Origin of the sequence: Streptococcus oralis subsp. oralis (genome assembly GCF_002096595.1) — a bacterium.
Taxonomy (GTDB): domain Bacteria; phylum Bacillota; class Bacilli; order Lactobacillales; family Streptococcaceae; genus Streptococcus; species Streptococcus oralis_D.
The window spans coordinates 45,292-66,893 of the sequence record NZ_NCUR01000009.1 but is presented as its reverse complement, the minus strand read 5'-3'; the positions used below and the strand labels follow the sequence as shown (position 1 = coordinate 66,893).

Annotated in this window: 14 protein-coding genes and 1 pseudogene; 9 read left to right on the top strand and 6 right to left on the bottom strand. The window is 41.4% G+C overall.

Annotated elements, in window-relative coordinates:
• Positions 1-44: 44 nt before the first annotated feature.
• From B7714_RS02680 to B7714_RS02670, 3 genes are read right to left on the bottom strand one after another with little or no spacing between them, the layout of a single operon-like run.
• Positions 45-797, bottom strand: a complete 753-nt coding sequence (locus B7714_RS02680) for an iron ABC transporter ATP-binding protein (RefSeq protein ID WP_084859571.1) — start codon at positions 795-797, stop codon at positions 45-47.
• Positions 794-1,750 (bottom strand): iron chelate uptake ABC transporter family permease subunit, encoded by a 957-nt coding sequence (locus B7714_RS02675; RefSeq protein ID WP_084859570.1) that lies wholly within the window; start codon positions 1,748-1,750, stop codon positions 794-796. Before B7714_RS02675 ends, B7714_RS02680 begins: the two co-directional genes overlap by 4 nt.
• Complete coding sequence (locus B7714_RS02670; RefSeq protein WP_084859569.1) at positions 1,740-2,699, bottom strand: ABC transporter permease; 960 nt, start codon at positions 2,697-2,699, stop codon at positions 1,740-1,742. The genes B7714_RS02675 and B7714_RS02670 overlap by 11 nt, the downstream gene beginning before the upstream one ends.
• Before the next feature lie 237 nt (positions 2,700-2,936).
• Between B7714_RS02670 and pepA the strand changes: the two genes are divergently transcribed.
• Positions 2,937-4,001 (top strand): glutamyl aminopeptidase, encoded by a 1,065-nt coding sequence (pepA, locus tag B7714_RS02665; RefSeq protein WP_000209162.1) that lies wholly within the window; start codon positions 2,937-2,939, stop codon positions 3,999-4,001.
• Positions 4,002-4,021: 20 nt separating this feature from the next.
• Complete coding sequence (locus tag B7714_RS02660; protein ID WP_084859568.1) at positions 4,022-4,318, top strand: bacteriocin immunity family protein; 297 nt, start codon at positions 4,022-4,024, stop codon at positions 4,316-4,318.
• A gap of 95 nt (positions 4,319-4,413) precedes the next feature.
• On the opposite strand, the gene B7714_RS02655 is transcribed toward B7714_RS02660, so the two are convergent.
• Positions 4,414-6,045, bottom strand: a complete 1,632-nt coding sequence (locus B7714_RS02655; protein WP_000026662.1) for a Na/Pi cotransporter family protein — start codon at positions 6,043-6,045, stop codon at positions 4,414-4,416.
• 332 nt (positions 6,046-6,377) lie between these two features.
• On the opposite strand from B7714_RS02655, the gene B7714_RS02650 reads away from it, so the two are divergent.
• Positions 6,378-11,102 (top strand): endo-beta-N-acetylglucosaminidase, encoded by a 4,725-nt coding sequence (locus tag B7714_RS02650; protein WP_084859567.1) that lies wholly within the window; start codon positions 6,378-6,380, stop codon positions 11,100-11,102.
• 117 nt (positions 11,103-11,219) lie between these two features.
• Here the strand turns inward: B7714_RS02650 and B7714_RS02645 are convergent, their stop codons facing one another.
• A complete protein-coding gene (locus B7714_RS02645; protein ID WP_084859566.1) occupies positions 11,220-11,588 on the bottom strand; it encodes a nuclear transport factor 2 family protein in 369 nt (122 codons plus the stop codon).
• An 84-nt stretch (positions 11,589-11,672) separates the two neighbouring features.
• The gene (locus B7714_RS02640; RefSeq protein ID WP_084859565.1) at positions 11,673-12,599 is read right to left on the bottom strand and encodes a helix-turn-helix transcriptional regulator; all 927 of its coding nucleotides are present in this window, start codon (positions 12,597-12,599) and stop codon (positions 11,673-11,675) included.
• 353 nt (positions 12,600-12,952) lie between these two features.
• On the opposite strand from B7714_RS02640, the gene B7714_RS02635 reads away from it, so the two are divergent.
• The 6 genes and pseudogenes from B7714_RS02635 to B7714_RS02610 form a co-directional block, all read left to right on the top strand.
• Entirely contained in the window at positions 12,953-14,152 is a 1,200-nt protein-coding gene (locus tag B7714_RS02635; protein WP_084859564.1) for a phosphoglycerate kinase, read from the top strand.
• 169 nt (positions 14,153-14,321) lie between these two features.
• Positions 14,322-18,227, top strand: coding sequence for an antigen I/II family LPXTG-anchored adhesin (locus B7714_RS02630; protein WP_084859563.1), 3,906 nt, complete (start codon positions 14,322-14,324; stop codon positions 18,225-18,227).
• Positions 18,228-18,360: 133 nt separating this feature from the next.
• Positions 18,361-18,888 carry an FUSC family protein gene (locus B7714_RS02625; protein ID WP_000119887.1) on the top strand — a complete coding sequence of 176 codons (528 nt, stop codon included), beginning with the start codon at positions 18,361-18,363 and terminating at the stop codon, positions 18,886-18,888.
• Between the two features lie 76 nt (positions 18,889-18,964).
• Positions 18,965-19,321, top strand: a complete 357-nt coding sequence (gene glnR, locus B7714_RS02620) for a transcriptional repressor GlnR (protein WP_000664333.1) — start codon at positions 18,965-18,967, stop codon at positions 19,319-19,321.
• Between the two features lie 36 nt (positions 19,322-19,357).
• Complete coding sequence (glnA, locus tag B7714_RS02615; RefSeq protein WP_001122885.1) at positions 19,358-20,704, top strand: type I glutamate--ammonia ligase; 1,347 nt, start codon at positions 19,358-19,360, stop codon at positions 20,702-20,704.
• A gap of 154 nt (positions 20,705-20,858) precedes the next feature.
• Positions 20,859-21,371, top strand: a pseudogene (locus B7714_RS02610) (LPXTG cell wall anchor domain-containing protein); the annotation flags it as partial.
• Positions 21,372-21,602: the final 231 nt, after the last annotated feature.

Sequence of the window (21,602 nt, the reverse complement as noted above, 5' to 3'; positions counted from 1 at the left end):
GTTAGCTAAGAGACAGAAGGTTCTCTAACATGAGTTCAGAATAGCTAGCTATAGATACAGATCTTTTTGCCATTGATATCAGCCAACGTGATGGGAATCTCATAGAGTTGACTGAGCGGGTCAGCCTGCATGATTTGAGCAGTCGTTCCCTTGCAAAAGACTTGACCGTCTTTAAAGGCAACAATTTCATCCGCATACTGGCTAGCCATGTTGATATCGTGGAGGACGATGATAATGGTCTTCCCTAGTTCTTCCACCAGTCGCCGAAGGATCTGCATCATGCTGACACTTTGCTTGATATCGAGGTTGTTGAGCGGTTCGTCTAGCAAGATAAAGTCTGTATCCTGGGCTAGTACCATGGCAATAAAGACACGTTGGAGCTGTCCGCCAGACAGACTATCGATGTAGCGATCTTTTAAGTTTGTCAGTTCCAGATAGTCCAGAGTTTCTCGGATTTTTCCCCAGTCTTCTGCCTTCAGCCGACCACGGCTGTAGGGAAAACGTCCAAAGCTGACCAGTTCTTCTACAGTCAATTTGGCTTGGTAATTGATCTTCTGCTTTAGGATGGTAAGCTCTTTGGCCAGTTCTTGCGAATTCCAGCTCTCGATTTCACGGCCTTTGATACTGAGAATTCCCTGATCTTTCTTGATCAGTCTGCTCATGATGGAGAGAAGAGTTGATTTTCCAGCACCATTTGGACCAATGAAGGCTGTCAGTTTCTGAGGACTGACTTCAAGCGAAATGTCTTGCAAAATATCCTGTTTTTGAATGGATTTGTCAATGTTTTCCAGTTTCACCGACGGGCCCTCCTGTAAAGTAAGATAAAGAATAAGAGACCACCCACACTCTCGATGATCATGCTGATGCGAATTTCCAGTGCAAAGACTCGTTCGATGAGGGCTTGCCCCAAGGTCAAACTAATAAATCCAATCAGAATGGCCACGATAAAGAGCAACTTGTGCCGATAATCTTTGACGATTAGGTAGGTAAGATTGGCCAGCATAAAGCCGAAGAAGGCCATAGGTCCTACCAAGGCAGTGGCTGTTGAGGTCAAGAGCACGATGCCCCAGAGGAGTTCTCTCTGTTCTTTTTCAACATCGAGTCCCAGTATCTGAGCCGTTTCTCTTTGCAGGTGCAAGACATCCAGAACGACTGCTTTTCGAAAGAAAAAGATTGTCAAAGCAAGGATGATCAGAGAACCGATGGCTAGGATGGAAGTGTTGAGATGCTGAAAGGAGGCAAAGAGACTGTTCTGCAGTTTATCGTATTCATTTGGATCCATCAGAACTTGGAGGAAGGTACTGATATTTCGAAAGAGACTTCCGAGGGCTAGGCAGATTAGCAGAATGAAGACCAGATCTTGCTTCATCAGCGTCTTCAAGTAACCTTGTAAGGCGAGAAAGAAGAGGGATTGAAGCAGAAGCAAGACTAGAAATTCTAAGACAGGAGACTTTCCAAGCTGTAGAAATTTGCTTTCAAATATCAGTAGCAGGGTCTGTAGCAAGACATAGAAGGATTCGATTCCCAAAATACTTGGCGTCAGAAAGCGATTTTCCGTCAGGGTTTGAAAATTAATGGTCGAAATTCCAGTCGCGATGGCTACCAAGAGATAAACGATGATTTTTTGGGAACGCAGCTTCCAGGCAAAGGCAGACAGGTTAGTGATGGGCCAAAAGTAGAGGAGACAAGCTCCGATGGCCAGAATAATGAGAAGCCAGAAGAGCTTGGTATGTTTGCTTTTAAACTGCATCTTTTCGTCCTCCTCTCCAGAGAAGTAGGATAAAGACGAGGCTACCGATGATTCCTAGAATGAGACTGACAGACAGCTCATAGGGCCGAATCAAGACTCGAGAGAGGATATCGCAGGCCAGAACCAGATTGGCTCCGACCAGAGCGACGATGAGTTTGGTTTGGCTCAGATTATCTCCATAGCGCTTGCGGACAAGATTGGGAACGATGACTCCGAGAAAAGGCAAGGCACCCACAGTAATCATGGTGACACTTGTCGTTAGCGCCACTAGAAAGAGGGCCAGCTTTTCAAGTAGGGAGTAAGAAATCCCCAAACTCTCACTGGTTTCCTTGCCCAGATTCATGATGGTGAAGGTTTGGGATAATTTCCAAACGGCCATCAGGATAATGAGGCCTAAGAAGAGCCACTCATACTGATGGGTCTGAATCATGGAGAAGGAGCCCTGGGTCCAAGCCGTCATACTCTGAACTAGATTGAAACGGTAGGCGATAACTTCTGTGATAGAAGCGATAATCCCACTATAGATGATCCCGATCAAGGGCAACATCCACCTTTCCTTTACAGAAAAAATAGTCATAAAGGCCAGGAAGAAGAGGGTAAATAAAATGGATGAGCCAAAAGCAAAGAGTATCTTTTGGGTCAGACTAGCCGACGGAAAGACAAAGAGGCTCAACACCATTCCCAGTTTGGCTGCTTCTGTCGTTCCAACTGTACTCGGAGCAGCAAATTGATTTTGGGTAATGGTCTGCATGAGGAGTCCTGCCATGCTCATACTAGAGGCTGCAAGGAGAATACTGATGGTTCTTGGAAGACGCGACTCTTGAAAGAGAAGCCAGGTCTGTTGGTCAAAAGCAAAGAATTTTTCCCAAGAAAAATCACTGGTTCCAATGGTAATGGAGAGAAAGACCAGGAGTAGAAGTAAGTCTGTTAAAATATGAGAGAGTTTCATACCCCCGTCCTTTCGTGTAGATTTGGTATCGAAAGATACCTGCGGATATAAATGTAACACGATTTTTTTAATCTGTCAATAAATTTTCTGACAATTTAATGTAAAAAGAAAGAAAAATTCCTGAAATAATATCTGCCCCTCTCTTTTATTGGAAAACTGAGTAAAAACCAATCCACCTTCCCACTATCCTTCTCCTATAAAAAGTGGTAAAATGGAGGACAGAAAGAAGGAACTGAAATGACAACATTATTTTCAAAAATCAAAGAAGTAACAGAGCTTGCTGCAATCTCTGGTCATGAAGCGCCTGTCCGTGCTTATCTTCGTGAGAAGTTAACACCGCATGTGGATGAAGTAGTGACAGATGGCTTGGGTGGTATTTTCGGAATTAAACATTCAGAAGCTGCGGATGCACCGCGTGTCTTGGTCGCTTCTCACATGGACGAAGTTGGTTTTATGGTCAGCGAGATTAAGCCAGACGGTACTTTCCGTGTGGTTGAAATCGGTGGCTGGAACCCTATGGTGGTTAGCAGTCAACGCTTTAAACTTTTTACGCGTGACGGTCGTGAAATTCCTGTGATCTCAGGATCTGTTCCTCCACATTTGACTCGTGGAAAGGGTGGACCAACCATACCAGCCATTGCCGATATCGTTTTTGATGGTGGTTTTGCGGACAAGGCTGAGGCAGAAAGCTTTGGTATCCGTCCGGGTGACACCATTGTACCTGATAGCTCCGCTATCTTGACAGCCAATGAAAAAAATATCATCTCCAAAGCTTGGGACAACCGCTACGGTGTTCTCATGGTAAGTGAGCTTGCAGAAGCTTTGTCAGGTCAAAAACTGGGAAATGAACTCTATCTTGGCTCTAACGTCCAAGAAGAAGTTGGGCTTCGTGGCGCTCATACTTCTACAACTAAGTTTGACCCAGAAGTCTTTCTGGCCGTTGACTGTTCACCTGCTGGTGATGTTTATGGTGGCCAAGGTAAGATTGGGGATGGAACCTTGATTCGCTTCTACGATCCAGGTCACTTGCTTCTCCCAGGTATGAAAGATTTCCTTTTGACCACGGCTGAAGAAGCTGGCATCAAGTACCAATATTACTGTGGAAAAGGTGGAACGGACGCTGGAGCAGCTCATCTGAAAAATGGTGGTGTCCCATCTACAACTATCGGTGTTTGCGCTCGTTATATCCACTCTCACCAAACCCTCTACGCAATGGATGACTTCCTAGAAGCTCAAGCTTTCTTGCAAGCCTTGGTGAAAAAATTGGATCGTTCAACGGTTGATTTGATTAAACATTATTAAGCATAAGGGAGGTGGTCGGGATGGCAGAACCAAACCTAGAAAGCCTTATAAGAGATCTCTACAACCATGCTCGTCAGGGCTTGAGTGAAGATTTAGTTGCTGCTCTCCTAGAGACTGCTAAAAAACTACCCACTACAAATGAGCAATTACTAGCAGTCCGACTTTCAGGACTGGTCACCCGTGAATTGCTCATCAATCCCAAACACCCAGCACCTGAGTTGATCAAGTTGGCGCGCTTTATCAAAAGAGAAGAAGCCAAGTATAGGGGCACTGCAGTTTCTGCTATCATGTTTGGAGAACTCTTTAAAATGCTTTGATTCCATTGTGAATCAAAGCATTTTTATATGCTCCGAAAGAAATTCTTAATGAGGAGACGAAAAAAGCCATCCCATTCAGGATAGCTTTTAGGTTATTAGATTTGTTCAGCAATGACCTTTTCGGCTAGGTTCATAGCATGGTCAGACACACGAGTGTAGTGGGAAATGATGTCGATAAAGTTGACTCCAGCTTGTGTAGAACACTCACCCTTGTTAAGGCGTTTGATGTGGGTCTTTCTGAGAACGCGTTCCATATTGTTGATTTCTTTATGACGTTCAATCAGACTCTGAGCTTTTTCAATATCATTGTTTTCCACACTATCAAGGGCATCCTTGATAAATGCAGTTGTTGCTTGATAAATCTCAGCTAATTCCTCTAAAGCAGCATCAGAAAATTGAACATTCTTACGTTGGAGGTAGTCTGTTAGGTTGAGCAAGCCTTCTGCGTGGTCCCCAATCCGTTCCAAATCACGAGATGAATCAAGGATGTTAGTCAAGACTTCACTTTCCTTTTGACTCAAGGATTCGCTTGAGAGTCTGATGAGGTAACGAGTGAGTTTTTCATCGATGGTATTGATGGCTTCCTCTGTCTTGTGTCCTTTTTCAGCTACCTTTTCATCCAAACCGATGATATAGGTATAAGAAAGGTCAAAAGCTTTGGCTGCATAGTTCCCCAAGTGCAAGAGTTCTTTTTTGGCATTTCCTAGAGCTATAGAAGGAGATTGCTGGATAAGTTGCTCGTCGAGATAAAGGGGCTCGTACTTGACAACCTCGTCTTCACCAGGGATGAGCTTGGTTACAAAGTAGGCCAAGGCTCCGATGAATGGAAATTGTACAATGGTGTTACTTACGTTAAAGGCACCGTGCGAGAAGGCGATGGTCATCTCAGGTGAGAGGTGAAGGAGTGCCTGGAAGTACTCGATCATAGCAGTAAAGGGGCCTAATAAGATTAAGCAAAGAATAGTCCCTAAAACGTTAAAGGTAACGTGGGTTGCCGCAACGCGCTTTGCAGAGACATTGGCTCCAGCTGCCGCAATGATAACGGTTAGGGTTGTCCCGATATTATCTCCGAAAAGAACTGGTAGTGAACCTTTAAGGTCAAGGAACCCACCTGCATAGAGACCTTGCAAAATCCCGATAGTTGCAGAAGATGCCTGGATGAGGACGGTAATCACTGCACCAGCTACCACTCCTAAAATAGGATTTTGTCCCAAGGTTACCATATATTCCTTGAATTGTGGTAAATCTTTAAGTGGACTCATCCCGGCACTGATGAGGTTGAGAGCGTAGAAGATTCCCCCTACACCAAACAGGATGCGCCCGATATTGTTTGCTGTTCTGTTTTTTGTGAAGAAGAGGAACATGGTTCCAAGGAAAATCAAGGGTAAAGCATACTCGCCAAGCTTGAAACCGATGATAAAGGAAGTAACAGTGGTTCCGATGTTGGCTCCCATGATAATTCCGATAGCCTGTCTAAGAGTGAGAAGACTAGCGCTGACCAGTCCGACCGTGATAACTGTAACCCCCGTACTTGACTGAATCAGGGCAGTCACGACGATTCCGACTAGAACGCCTAAAAAGGGATTGCTAGTGTACTTGTCAATGTAAAAACGAAGGCGATCTCCAGCAGCTTGTTGCAAACCGTCTCCCATGGTCTTGATACTGTATAAAAACAGTCCTAGACCTCCTAAAAAGTGAAATAAAATTTCCTGCCAATTAATGGACATTTCTTTTTCCTCCGAAAAATAATAACGGAATTTCTCCTATTCTATTTTAAAGGATAAAAGTAAATCTCACAAGTGTTTAGCTGAAATTTTCATAAGAAACAAGAACTTTCTTTTAAAATGAGAGATAGATTTCCTTTAAGATAGATGATTTATAGGATTGTGTCCAAATTTTACTGATTATTATCCTAGTTATAGTTTTTATGTTAAATAGATTGACATCGCTTTCATATAGGATAAAATGAAGATGATCCTGTTCTGGTGGTGTGCACTGAGAACAGTTACTTTTTATCAAAAAGTAAAGCGCTTACTTTATATTTTATTAGGAGGATAAGATGAAAGATCTATTTTTTGAAAAACGTTGCCGTTACAGTATTCGTAAGCTGTCAATCGGGGCTTGTTCCTTGATGATTGGTTCAGCTCTATTCGCGAGCCCAGCTCTTGCCGAACAGGTTGCTGTCCCTGAAAAAGCTGCAAATACGAGCGCCCAAGCTACAAGCGCTAGTGAAACAGCTAATCCAGATACTGCAGCCCTTGAAAAACAATTAGAGGAAACAGAGAATAAAGTAGCTGAGCAACCAATTTCAGAAAACACTCCAGCAATAACGGATCTGGTTAATGAAAAAGAAGAGGCAAAACCCGCTCCAGCAGATAAAGCTGAAAAACCTGCTCAACCAACTGAAAAAGAAGAAGTTAAACCAGAGGAGGTTCCTCAAGTGGCTGAGAAGAAAGCCGACAAACCGACTCTAGCAGACGTTCCTAAAAATGAGGAAAAGAGTCTCCGACCAAAAGAAATCAAATTTGATACATGGGAGGATTTGTTAAAATGGGAACCGGGTGCGCGTGAGGATGATCCTATTAACCGTTCCTCAGTTGAACTCGCCAAGCGCCATAGAGGCCAGTTGGTTAATGAAAAAGCAAGCAGAAGAGCCAAGGTTCAAGCTCTAGCAAATACCAACTCGAAAGCTAAAGACCACGCTTCTGTCGGTGGTGAGGAATTCAAGGCCTATGCTTTTGACTACTGGCAATACTTGGATTCAATGGTCTTCTGGGAAGGTCTAGTTCCAACTCCAGATGTCATTGATGCCGGTCACCGCAACGGAGTTCCCGTTTATGGAACACTCTTTTTCAACTGGTCAAACAGTATTGCTGACCAAGAGAAATTTGCCGCTGCCTTGAAACAAGATGAGGATGGCACCTTCCCAATTGCACGCAAACTCGTTGATCTCGCTAAGTACTATGGATTTGATGGTTACTTCATTAACCAAGAAACAACAGGGGAATTGGTAGCACCTCTTGGTGAAAAAATGCGCCAATTCATGCTCTATACAAAAGAATACGCGGCTAAGGTTAACCACCCAATCAAGTATGCTTGGTACGATGCCATGACCTACAAATATGGCCGTTACCACGAAGATGGTCTTGGTGATTACAACTACCAGTTTATGCAAAAAGAGGGAGATAAGGTCCCTGCAGATCAATTTTTTGCCAATTTCAACTGGAACAAGGAAAAGAATGACCACTCTGTAGAGATGGCAAAATGGCTAGAACGTAGCCAGTATGATGTCTTTGCAGGCTTGGAATTGCAGCAAGGTGGTTCATATAAGACCAAGGTCAACTGGGATGCTCTCTTAGATGAAAATGGCAAGTTGCGCTTGTCACTTGGACTCTTTGCGCCAGATACCATTACCAGTCTAGGAAAAACAGGCGAAGATTACCACAAAAACGAAGATATCTTCTTTACAGGTTATCAAGGAGATCCAACGGCTCAAAAACCAGGAGACAAAGAGTGGTATGGGATTGCTAATTTAGTTGCGGACCGAACACCAGCAGTGGGACGCACCTTCACTACCTCTTTTAATACAGGTCATGGTAGAAAGTGGTTTGTAGATGGCAAAGTTTCTAAGGATTCTGAATGGAACTACCGTTCGGTTTCAGGCATCTTGCCAACATGGCGTTGGTGGCAGACTTCAACGGGGGATAAACTCCGTGCAGAATATGACTTTACAGATGCCTACAATGGAGGAAATTCTCTTAAATTCTCAGGTGATGTAGCTGGTAAGACGGACCAGGATGTGAATTTGTATTCTACTAAATTAGAAGTAACGGAGAAAACCAAACTTCGGGTTGCCCACAAGGGAGGAAAAGGCTCCAAAGTTTATATGGCCTTCTCTACGACTCCAGACTACAAATTTGAGGATGCAGAGGCATGGAAAGAACTGACTCTTTCTGACAACTGGACAAATGAAGAAATTGACCTTAGCTCACTGGCAGGTAAAACCATCTATGCAGTTAAACTCTTCTTCGAACATGAAGGTGCTGTAAAAGATTATCAATTCAACCTAGGACAATTAACGATCACGGACAATCACCAAGCGCCACAAGCACCTACAGGTCTCTCAGTAGTGAAACAGTCTCTTAAGAATGCTCAAGAAGCTGAAGCAGTTGTTCAATTTACGGGTAACCAAGATGCAGATTTCTATGAAGTCTACGAAAAAGACGGTGATAACTGGCGTTTGTTGACAGGTTCATCTGCTTCAACCATCTACTTGCCAAAAGTTAGCCGTTCTGCTAATGCCACTGGTACGACTCAAGAATTGAAAGTTGTTGCAGTTGGTAAAAATGGCCTCCGTTCAGAAGCTGCAACAGCGTCATTCAACTGGGGGATGACTGTTCAGGATACAACTCTCCCAAGACCTTTGGCTGAAAATATTGTTCCAGGGGCAACGGTTATTGGTAGCACTTTCCCGAATACTGAAGGCGGGGAAGGCATCGAAGGCATGTTGAACGGTACGATTACAAGTCTATCAGACAAGTGGTCTTCAGGACAATTGAGCGGTAGTGTCGATATTCGTTTGACTCAACCACGTCGTGTTGTCAGATGGGTAATGGATCATGCGGGAGCTGGTGGTGAGTCTGTTAACGATGGTTTGATGAACACCAAGGACTTTGATCTTTATTACAAGGATACTGATGGCGAGTGGAAACTAGCTAAGGAAGTCCGTGGCAATAAAGCGCACGTTACGGATATCACTCTTGATAAACCAATAACCGCCCAAGACTGGCGTTTGCATGTCATTACATCTGATAACGGAACACCTTGGAAAGCCATTCGTATCTACAACTGGAAGATGTACGAAACCTTGGATACAGAAAGTCAAAATATTCCAATGGCTAAGGTAGCGGCTCGTTCACTTGGAAACCATCAAGTTCAACTAGGCTTCTCTGATGTTCCGGCAGGCGCAACCATCACCGTTTACGACAGGGCAGATTCACAAACACCAATTGCAACCTTGAAGACTGAAACTGGTGGCGACCTGGCAACAGCACCATTGGCCTTTGACAAGCAACCAACTCTCCTCTACTATCGTACCCAACTACCTGGCAAAGAAATCAGTAACACCTTGGCTGTAGCGATTCCGCAGGATGAAAGAAAAATTAAATCTGTTAGCCTTGAAAAAGGACCTAAGAAGACAGTTTATAAAGAAGGAGAAAATCTCGACCTCAGAGGCGGAACACTCCGTGTTCAATACGAAGGGGGACAAGCCGACGAGTTGATTAACCTTACTCACTCAGGTGTGACGGTATCTGGATACGACGCTCAGCAAAAAGGGGAACAAAACCTAACACTTCAATACCTTGGTTTACCAGTGTCAGGTGATCTGAAAGTTCAAGTGACAGGACAAGATGAAGGAAAACCAAAGGAAGTAGCAGGTCTGTACATTACTCAGAAACCGAAAACGGACTATCTAGTAGGAGAGCAACTGGATCTTGCAGAAGGGCGCTTCGGCGTTCTCTATGATGATGAGACAGAAGAAAGCCATGCCTTCACAGATCAAGGTGTTGAAATTACGGGCTACGATGCTCAAAAGACTGGACGACAAACCTTGACCTTGCATTACAAGGGGCACACCGCTGAGTTCGATGTCTTGGTTTCTCCAAAGGCTGCAGTTAATGATGAGTACCTCAAACAAGAAATCACTGCTGCCAAAGGTCGCCAGTCAACCCTTGCCTATACCTTCTCAAGAGAGGACAAACAAGCTGTACTAGCAGAGAAACTCAATGCAGCGAAAGCTGTTGCAGAAAACCATGATGCCAGTCAAGAAGAAGTCAACAAAGCCTTGAATGAATTGAAACAAGCTGGAGCGGATTTGGATGGAAATCAACGTTATCAAACTGCTAGAGAAGAATTGGAAGGCTTGCTCGAATCCCTTCGTGAAAAAGATCCTAAAGCTGAGTTGGTTGAACAAGCAGAAACTTTGTTGGCTTCAGAGATGCCAACTCCACAAGCTTTTGCTGACATGAAAGAAAAGTTGAACAAGAAACTAGCACCTGCAGAAGAAAGCCATCATGTTGGAAGCATGGATCCAAATGAAGTGGCTCCAACGGTTGAAGCTCTCCCTGAACTAGTTATTGAAACTGAAACAACAGCCTTTGAACGTCAGGAGCGACCAAACGCCGAGCTTCTCAAAGGACAACGCCAGCTAGTTCAAGCAGGTGTGGAAGGCCAAGTTCGTCACTTTGTAGAAGTAGATGCCCAAGGTAAACGCACCCTTCATTCAACTGAAGTTCTCAAGGAAGCAATCCCAGAAATCACCGAAGTTGGAACAAAAGTTCTGTCCAGCAACCAACCAGCTGAAGGTGTGAAAGATTTAGTTCTAGAAACTCCGAAACTGGAAGTTGAAGAGGCTACAATGGCCTTCGAACGTCAGGAACGACCAAATGCAGCCCTTCTCAAAGGACAACGCCAGCTAGTTCAAGCAGGAGTTGAAGGCCAAGTTCGTCGCTTTGTAGAAGTTGATGCTCAAGGCAAACGCACCCTTCATTCTACTGAGGTTCTCAAGGAAGCTCTTCCAGAAATTGTCGAAGTAGGAACGAAAGAAGAGCAAGTCTCACAAACAAGGGATCAAGCTCTTTCAGCAGTACCAGCAAAAGTTGAAGAAACAAGCAGAGAGCTGCCAAATACGGGAGCGACAAGAGATGCTAGTCTAGTAGCGCTGGGACTCCTCGGACTAATGAGTGGCTACGGCTTGCTTGCTGGAAAGAAGAGAGAAGACTAATCGGATTTACGAATTTTGGATTTTCTCATAAAAATAAAAAACAAGGTTTGACTGTAGATTAGTCAGACCTTGTTTTTAGTTTTGAAATTGAAGAGTAAATTTGAAGCTAGATTTTTGTTATTCAATTCCTTGGATAAATTTTTGGAAACGATAGGTGTCGAAATAAATATTGGATGCAACTAATTTATCAAACTCATCGAATTTCAGAAATTCTGCGACATCCAGTTCTAGTTCTTTTCCTTGAGGGGAATGTAGATGGTAGCGATTTAAGGCTGAGACAGTTCGACCATCAACAAATAATTGCTTCACTTCAAGATGCTGGCTCAAAGCATAGAATTGGCCTGCACCTTGCAAATAAACATCACATCCTTGTCGGATTTCTATACTATCGCACATGCCATAATCAAAGTTTTCAGCTACGAAATCTTCCCAGCCTCCCTCATTTACTGCTGTAAAATAGCTTTCTGCAAGTGTTTTTGTATCCATTTGGAACCTCCTGTAAAATAATTGGGCTAAGATGAATATCATGAAATATTTTGCCCACTTAAGAGTATACAAAAGGAAATATGACTACAGGTTGTCATATTGCTGAAGATTTTTTTTGAGAGTACTGACCAGTAGATTTTGTAAGTGACTTGGAGATACGACCTTTACTTGATAACCAAAGCTTAAGAGTAAATCAAAAAATGCAGGAGTTAAAGCTCTGAATGCCTGAACTTTTATTATTTCGTCCTCGACTCTGATTTCTTCTTCCGTGAAGTGATCGTAGATTTTTGGAAGTGCAAATCTTGTAAAAACTAGTTCGATTTCTTCTCTTTGCCCCTCCACTTTATGTTTTGGGGGATTTAAAAAAAGGTCTAACTTTTCTTGAGATAAACGTGGATAATCGAATGGTTTATCTTTTATCTCGACTAGTTCTAGTTCTCGAATTCGAGTTAATTTAAAAATACGAAAATCTAATTTTTCTAAGCAGTAACCGATAACATACCAAGCATTCAGTTTATAGATCAATCTGTATGGGATAACTGTTCGCTGACTTTTCTCTTGTTTTTTCGAATAGTAAGAAAAAGAAATCATCTGTTCAGTTTGTATCGCTTCCTCAATTTCTAGTAAAAAATTTGTATTAAGAGTCCAGGAACTGAGATCAAAGTAAAAAGGACTGTTTACTTTTGTAATTTCTTGAGAAGAAAGCTTGTGTTCGATACTGTCAAGACTTGAATGGCCAACGATTTTACTAACATTCTGGCTCATATTAATAATAAACTGTCTCTCTTCCTCAGTGAAAAAGTTTCTGTCTATCTTATAGTCGCTTGGTATATAGAAACCTCCCTTATCTCCACGTTCCGAATAGATTGGGATCCCCGCTAAACTGAGTGTATCCATGTCCCTATATACAGTTCGAGTAGATATTTCAAACCTCTCTGCAATCTCTTTAGCTGTTATTCTCTTCTTATTTAAAAGAGACAGTAAAATATAGATTAGTCTTTCTAATTTCATGGTAGCAATTCCCCTTCTTTTAATCTCAAATAGCACAAACTGAAGAAACTATTTTAGTTATATTGTATAATAAGAAACCTAGCAATTCAAAAAGAAGGACTGTAGAGTTTAGAATATTAAGGATTAAAATGTTAGAAAAAGAATGGTATATAAGTAATTAGGCAGATCAATCAAGAAATTTGCCTAAATTATTCCAACCGAATTATGTGAAAATTGCTATTTCCCGAACTGCAATCCTAGGTTTTTAGGTTAATAAATAGAAGAAAGAACAAGAAAAGTTTAGGGTTTTTCTATCTCTTTTGCTGATTTTGTGATATAATTAACACGTATAAAAAAAGAAGGAGTCATATCTAATGGCAAAATTGACTGTTAAAGACGTTGACTTGAAAGGGAAAAAAGTTCTCGTTCGTGTTGACTTCAACGTACCTGTTAAAGATGGCGTGATTACCAATGACAACCGTATCACTGCAGCTCTTCCAACTATCAAGTACATCCTTGAACAAGGTGGACGTGCAATCCTCTTCTCTCACCTTGGCCGTGTAAAAGAAGAAGCAGACAAAGAAGGTAAATCACTTGCTCCTGTAGCTGCTGACTTGGCTACTAAATTGGGTCAAGACGTTGCTTTCCTTCCAGGTGTCACTCGTGGTGCTGAATTGGAAGCTGCGATCAACGCTCTTGAAGATGGACAAGTTCTCTTGGTTGAAAACACTCGTTACGAAGATGTTGACGGCAAGAAAGAATCTAAAAACGATCCTGAACTTGGTAAATACTGGGCATCACTTGGAGATGGTATCTTTGTAAACGATGCATTCGGTACAGCTCACCGTGCACACGCATCTAACGTTGGTATCTCAGCAAACGTTGAAAAAGCAGTTGCTGGATTCCTTCTTGAAAATGAAATTGCCTACATCCAAGAAGCAGTTGAAGCTCCAGAACGTCCATTCGTAGCGATTCTTGGTGGTTCAAAAGTTTCAGACAAGATTGGTGTTATCGAAAACTTGCTTGAAAAAGCTGATAAAGTTCTTATCGGTGGTGGGATGACTTACACATTCTACAAAGCACAAGGTATCGAAATCGGTAACTCACTTGTAGAAGAAGACAAATTGGATGTTGCAAAAGCTCTTCTTGAAAAAGCAAACGGCAAATTGATCTTGCCAGTTGACTCAAAAGAAGCAAACGCATTTGCTGACTACACTGAAGTAAAAGACACTGAAGGTGAAGCAGTGGATCCAGGTTTCCTTGGTTTGGATATCGGTCCTAAATCAATCGCTAAATTCGACGAAGCCTTGACTGGTGCGAAAACAGTTGTATGGAACGGACCTATGGGTGTATTTGAAAACCCAGACTTCCAAGCTGGTACAATCGGTGTGATGGACGCTATTGTGAAACAACCAGGTGTTAAATCAATCATCGGTGGTGGTGATTCAGCTGCCGCAGCCATCAACCTTGGTCGTGCAGACAAGTTCTCATGGATCTCTACTGGTGGTGGAGCATCAATGGAACTTCTTGAAGGTAAAGTTCTTCCAGGATTGGCAGCTTTGACTGAAAAATAAATAGTTTAACTAAAAGAAGATGGTGTGACCATCTTCTTTTTAATTTAATTTATAAATATGTAGAATTATTCTATAAATAAAAAGAAAAAAGAGTAAATATTTGCATCCTGCCTTGTAAAGTGCTAGTATAAGAAGTAACGACTAAATTCATATAAGGAAAGGGATTAAAATGAAAAATAAAAAAGAAGTCTATGGATTTCGTAAAAGCAAAGTTGCGAAAACGTTGTGTGGTGCTGTTTTAGGAACTGCTTTGATTGCTTTTGCAGACAAAGCAGTATTTGCTGATGAAGTTACAGAGACAACTAGTACAAGTACAGTTGAGGTAGCTACTACAGGAAACCCAGCTACAAATCTACCTGAAGCTCAGGGTGAAATGAGTCAAGTTGCCAAAGAAAGCCAAGCTAAGGCTGGTTCTAAAGACTCAGCTTTACCAGTAGAAGTATCATCAGCTGATTTGGATAAAGCAGTTGCTGATGCAAAATCTGCAGGAGTGAAGGTAGTTCAAGATGAAACAAAAGACAAAGGAATAGCCACAACTGCTACAGAGAATGCTCAAAAACAAGATGAGATTAAAAGTGACTATGCTAAACAGGCTGAAGAAGTAAAGAAAACAACTGAAGCATATAAAAAAGAAGTTGCAGCTCATCAGGCTGAAACAGATAAAGTCAATGCTGAAAACAAAGCAGCGGATGACAAGTATCAAAAAGATCTAAAAAGTCATCAAGAAGAAGTTGGAAAAATCAACACTGCCAATGCAACAGCTAAAGCAGAGTATGAGGCTAAGCTAGCACAATATCAAAAAGATTTAGCAACTGTCAAAAAAGCAAACGAAGATAGTCAACAGGATTATCAAAATAAACTTTCAGCTTACCAGACAGAATTAGCTCGAGTACAAAAAGCTAATGCTGAAGCTAAGGAAGCTTATGATAAAGCAGTAAAAGAAAATACTGCGAAAAACGAAGCGCTTAAAGCTGAAAACGAAGAAATCAAGCAACGGAATGCCGTAGCTAAGACAGATTATGAAGCTAAAGTTGCGAAATATGAAGCAGACCTTGCCAAGTATAAGAAAGAGTTAGCAGAGTATCCAGCTAAATTAAAGGCATATGAAGATGAGCAGGCCAAAATTAAGGCTGCATTGGTAGAACTTGAAAAAAACAAGGATCAGGACGGGTACTTGTCTAAGCCATCTGCTCAGAGCTTGGTTTATGATTTAGAATCGAATGCTCAACTGGACCTTAAAACAGAAGGAAAACTTCTTACAGCAGCAGCAGTTGATGAAGCCTTTAAGAAAGACACAGTACAATATGGCAAGAAAAATCTTCAGTTAGACAATCTAAATGTCAAGAACTTGGAGAACGGTGCGACTACTTCTTCAGTGGAATTGTATGGTAATATTGGAGACAAATCTGACTGGACCACCAATGTAGGGAATAAAACTGAAGTTAAATGGGGCTCAGTTCTTCTAGAACGTGGACAAAGCGTAACTGCGACTTATACCAACCTTCAAAATTCCTACTACAATGGTAAAAAGATTTCGAAGATTGTTTACAAATATACTGTAGATCCATCTTCAAAATTCCAAAATCCTAGTGGGAAAGTTTGGTTGGGAATCTTTAGTGATCCAACTTTGGGAGTCTTTGCTTCTGCTTACACTGGTGATGTTGAAAAAGGGACTTCAATTTTCATTAAAAATGAATTTACCTTCTATGATGAAAATGACCAACCAATTAATTTTGACAATGCCCTTCTTTCTGTAGCGTCTCTAAATAGAGAAAATAATTCTATTGAGATGGCCAAGGATTACACTGGTAACTTTATTAAAATTTCCGGTTCATCTGTTGGAGAAAAAGACGGAAAGATTTATGCTACTGAAACCTTGAACTTTAAACAAGGCCAAGGTGGATCTCGTTGGACTATGTATCCAAATGGTCAACCTGGTTCAGGTTGGGATTCATCAGATGCACCAAACTCTTGGTACGGTGCTGGAGCTATTAGTATGTCTGGCCCTACGAATCATGTTACTGTTGGTGCCATTTCTGCGACCCTAGTAGTTCCTTCTGATCCAGTTATGGCGGTTGATACAGGTAAAAGACCAAACATCTGGTACTCACTCAATGGTAAAATTCGTGCGGTTGACGTTCCGAAAATTACAAAAGAAAAACCAACTCCACCGGTAGCACCAACTGCACCACAAGCTCCTACTTATGAGACAGAGAAACCCTTGGAACCGGCTCCAGTAGCACCAAGCTACGAAAATGAGCCAACTCCACCAGTTAAGACTCCAGATCAACCAGAACCATCAAAACCAGAAGAGCCCAATTATGATCCATTGCCAACTCCGCCTGTAGCACCAACCCCTAAGCAGTTGCCAACACCACCAGCGGTGCCAACAGTTCACTTCCATTACAATCGTCTATTTGCACAACCTCAGATTAATAAAGAAATTAAAAACGAGGATGGAGTAGATATCGATCGTACTCTCGTTGCTAAGCAGTCTGTAGTGAAGTTTGAGTTGAAAACGGAAGCGTTGACAGCTGGTCGTCCAAAAACAACTTCGTTTGTATTGGTAGATCCACTTCCAACTGGCTATCAGTTTGATTTGGAAGCGACCAAGGCTGCAAGCAAAGGTTTTGAAACAAGCTATGACAAAGCTAGTCACACTGTAACCTTTAAGGCTACTGAGGAGACCTTAGCTGCTTTCAATGCAGATTTGACAAAATCCTTTGAGACTCTATATCCAACTGTTGTTGGTCGTGTCTTGAATGATGGGGCGACTTATACGAATAACTTTACATTGACAGTCAACGATGCCTACGGTGTTAAGTCAAACATTGTTCGTGTAACGACTCCAGGTAAACCAAATGATCCTGACAATCCAAATAACAACTACATCAAGCCTTTGAAAGTTAACAAGAACAAGCAAGGTGTGAATATTGATGGCAAAGAAGTTCTAGCTGGTTCAACGAACTACTATGAACTCACATGGGATTTGGACCAATACAAGGGAGATAAATCGTCTAAAGAAGCAATTCAAAATGGTTTCTACTATGTAGATGATTATCCAGAAGAAGCCTTGACCCTTCAACCAGAATTGGTTAAGATTCGTGATCTAGAGGGCAACCTTGTATCAGGTATCAGTGTTCAACAATATGATAGTTTAGAAGCTGCTCCTAAGAAAGTTCAGGACTTGTTGAAGAAAGCAAACATCACTGTTAAAGGTGCTTTCCAACTCTTCTCAGCTGATAATCCAGCCGAATTCTACAAGAATTATGTAGCAGCAGGAAAATCATTGCTAATCACAGATCCGATGACAGTTAAACCTGAATTTGGTCAAACGGGTGGTAAGTATGAAAACAAAGCCTACCAAATTGATTTTGGAAATGGCTATGCTACAGAAGTAGTTGTTAACAACGTACCGAAAATCACACCGAAAAAAGATGTGACAATCAGTATGGATCCAAGTAGTGACAATATTGATGGCCAAACAATTCCGTTGAACCAGTACTTCAATTATCGTTTGATTGGTGGTTTGATCCCGCAAAATCATTCTGAGGACTTGAATGACTATAGTTTTGTAGATGATTATGACCAAAAAGGTGATCAATACACTGGAAACTATAAAGTTCTTGCCAAGGTTGATATCCGATTGAAAGACGGTCGTGTTATCAAGGCAGGTACAGACTTAACAGCTGAAACACAGGTTGAACATGATCAAGATAAGGGAATGATTACAATTCGCTTCAAGGAAGAATTCCTTCAAGAGATTCAGTTGGATTCTCCATTCCAGGCTGAAACTTATATTCAAATGAAACGAATTGCTGTCGGAACCTTTGAAAATACCTATGTAAATACTGTGAATAAAGTTGCTTACGCCTCAAACACAGTTCGTACGACAACGCCAGAACCTAAGAAACCAGAGGAGCCAACAACTCCTAATCCAAATCCAAAAGGTAACCCTACTCTACCTCAAACAGGTACAAATGATTCAAGCTACATGCCGTATCTTGGTCTTGCAGCTTTAGTAGGAGTTTTAGGACTTGGTCAGTTGAAGCGTAAAGAAGACGAAAGCAAGTAAGCTCTGACAGTTAAATAGAAAAGAGGGACTCTGTTTCCTCTTTTTTATAGCCTTAAATTAAAAACGTTTCCTATTGATTTTCACTCATAAAATCAACTAATTTATGTTAAAATGGTAGTAGAAAGTTGAGATTATGAGTTATTTTAAAAAATATAAATTTGATAAGTCACAGTTCAAGCTTGGTATGCGAACCTTCAAAACAGGGATTGCCGTATTTATAGTTCTCTTGATTTTTGGTTTTTTTGGCTGGAAGGGACTTCAAATTGGAGCATTGACAGCGGTTTTCAGTTTACGAGAGAGCTTTGATAAGAGTGTCCATTTTGGAACTTCGCGTATCTTAGGAAATAGTATTGGCGGTTTTTACGCCCTTGTCTTTTTCCTCTTAAACACTTTATTTCATGGAGCCTTTTGGGTAACCTTACTAGTTGTTCCAATTTGCACCATGTTAACCATTATGACAAATGTTGCCATGAACAATAAGGCAGGAGTTATCGGTGGCGTAGCAGCTATGTTGATCATTACCCTATCAATACCGAGCGGAGAAACATTTTTGTACGTATTTGCACGTGTATTTGAAACATTTATGGGAGTTTTTGTCGCAATCCTTGTAAATTATGATATTGAGCAACTGAAACTCTTTTGGGAGAAAAAAAGAAAATAATGTTACATTTTATGACATTATTCGTTGACGTTTGTCTTTTTTTAGACTATAATAGACAGGAAGAAGGAAATTGTAAATGAAGGAAAGAGAATTTCGCCGAAATATGGCAGTTTTTCCTATCGGCAGTGTTATGAAATTGACCGATCTCTCGGCGCGTCAGATTCGTTATTATGAAGATCAAGAGTTGATCAAACCTGATCGAAACGAAGGGAACCGTCGCATGTATTCGTTGAATGACATGGATCGTCTACTTGAAATCAAAGATTATATCTCTGAAGGTCATAATATTGCTGCGATTAAGAAAAAATATGCTGAACGTGAGGCGAAGTCCAAGAAAGCCGTGAGTCAGACGGAAGTGCGTCGTGCACTTCACAATGAACTCCTCCAGCAGGGGCGCTTTGCTTCAGTACGGTCACCCTTTGGTCGCGGTTAGGCAATCGCAAGTAGTCATATATTAAGGAGAAAACCCATGCCAATCACAGCTGCAGATATTCGTCGTGAAGTCAAGGAAAAAAATGTTACCTTTATTCGTCTCATGTTTTCAGATATTCTGGGAACCATGAAAAACGTCGAAATTCCTGCTACAGATGAACAGTTAGATAAGGTCTTGTCAAACAAAGCTATGTTTGATGGCTCTTCTATTGAAGGTTTTGTACGTATCAATGAATCAGATATGTACTTGTATCCAGACTTGGACACATGGACAGTCTTCCCTTGGGGAGATGAAAATGGAAGTGTTGCAGGTCTGATCTGTGATGTCTATACAACAGAAGGCGAACCTTTTGCAGGTGATCCACGTGGCAACCTCAAGCGTGCACTTCGTCATATGGAAGAAGTAGGATTCAAATCCTTCAACCTTGGGCCAGAACCAGAATTCTTCCTCTTTAAGCTGGATGAAAATGGCGATCCAACTCTTGAGGTAAATGACAAGGGTGGCTACTTCGACTTGGCGCCTACAGACCTTGCGGACAATACACGTCGTGAAATCGTGAATGTCTTGACCAAAATGGGATTTGAAGTAGAAGCGAGTCACCACGAGGTTGCGGTTGGACAACATGAAATTGACTTCAAGTATGATGAAGTCCTCCGTGCCTGTGATAAGATTCAAATCTTTAAACTCGTTGTAAAAACCATTGCTCGCAAACACGGTCTTTACGCAACCTTTATGGCGAAACCAAAATTTGGTATAGCTGGATCAGGTATGCACTGTAATATGTCCTTGTTTGATGCAGAAGGAAATAATGCCTTCTTTGATCCAAATGATCCAAAAGGAATGCAGTTGTCTGAAACGGCCTACCATTTCCTTGGTGGTTTGATCAAGCATGCTTACAACTATACTGCTATCATGAACCCAACAGTTAACTCATACAAACGTTTGGTTCCAGGTTATGAAGCACCTGTTTACATTGCTTGGGCTGGTCGTAACCGTTCGCCACTTGTACGCGTACCGGCTTCACGTGGTATGGGAACTCGTCTTGAGTTGCGTTCAGTGGACCCAATGGCAAACCCATATATCGCTATGGCTGTTCTTTTGGAAGTTGGTTTGCATGGTATTGAAAACAAAATCGAAGCACCAGCTCCGATCGAAGAAAATATCTACATCATGACAGCAGAAGAGCGTAAGGAAGCTGGAATCACTGATCTTCCATCAACTCTTCATAACGCCTTGAAAGCTTTGACTGAAGATGAAGTGGTTAAGGCTGCCCTAGGTGAACACATCTACACTAGCTTCCTTGAAGCCAAACGCATCGAGTGGGCTAGCTATGCAACCTTCGTTTCACAATGGGAAGTTGATAATTATTTAGATCTTTACTAATACTAATATAGAAGAAAGATTGCCCGGTGGGCAATCTTTTTTGTTTTTTCGTTGTTATAAATGTATTTTAATACAGGTTTTAGTATAGTGGATATAGGTAATTTAAATTTTTTAGCTTACTTACAATTATGCATAGTAAATGGGAATATTCTGATACACAGACGGAGTTGATACAGGTCGTGTTGAGAAATCAAACATAATCACCACCCCAGCAGTAGATGAAATCGTTGAAGTAGGAACTAAGAAAGTAGAAGCCCCAGTTGTAACGACTAAGGAAGAAACGAAGACAGAAGAAGTTGCTTTCCAAACTAAGGAAGTCACAAATCCTGAACTTCCAGAAGGAACTCGTGTAGTAAAAGCTGCTGGTAAGAAGGGTGTTCGCACCATTGTTTACACAGTTGCCTACACAGACGGAGTAGAAACAGGTCGTGTTGAGAAATTCAACACAACCACTACTCCAGCAGTAGATGAGATTGTTGAAGTAGGAACTAAGAAAGTAGCATCTACAACAACAGGAAATCAAGCTGAAAACAACAAGAAAGAAGAAACTGCAAGTCAAGATAAGAAAGCTCTACCAAACACAGGTTCAGCAGTATCTAGTCTTCTTTCAATCATCGGTCTTGCCTTTGCAAGCCTAGCAGCTTTTGTCCTTCGTAAGAAAGACTAAGTCATCTTAATGTTCAAAAGTTTTTTGTGAGACATATATCAAAAAGAACTCGAGATTGATTCTCGGGTTCTTTTTATAAAATATAAAATAAACTGAGACCTTTTAAATCAAAAGAGAGAAACTCTTATTCTATTTTCGAAACTATAAATAAAAATTAATTTATTTGTATGGTTTATAGAGGTCTTTCTAGTATAAATACTACATAATGAAGATAGATTCAATAACTCGAAA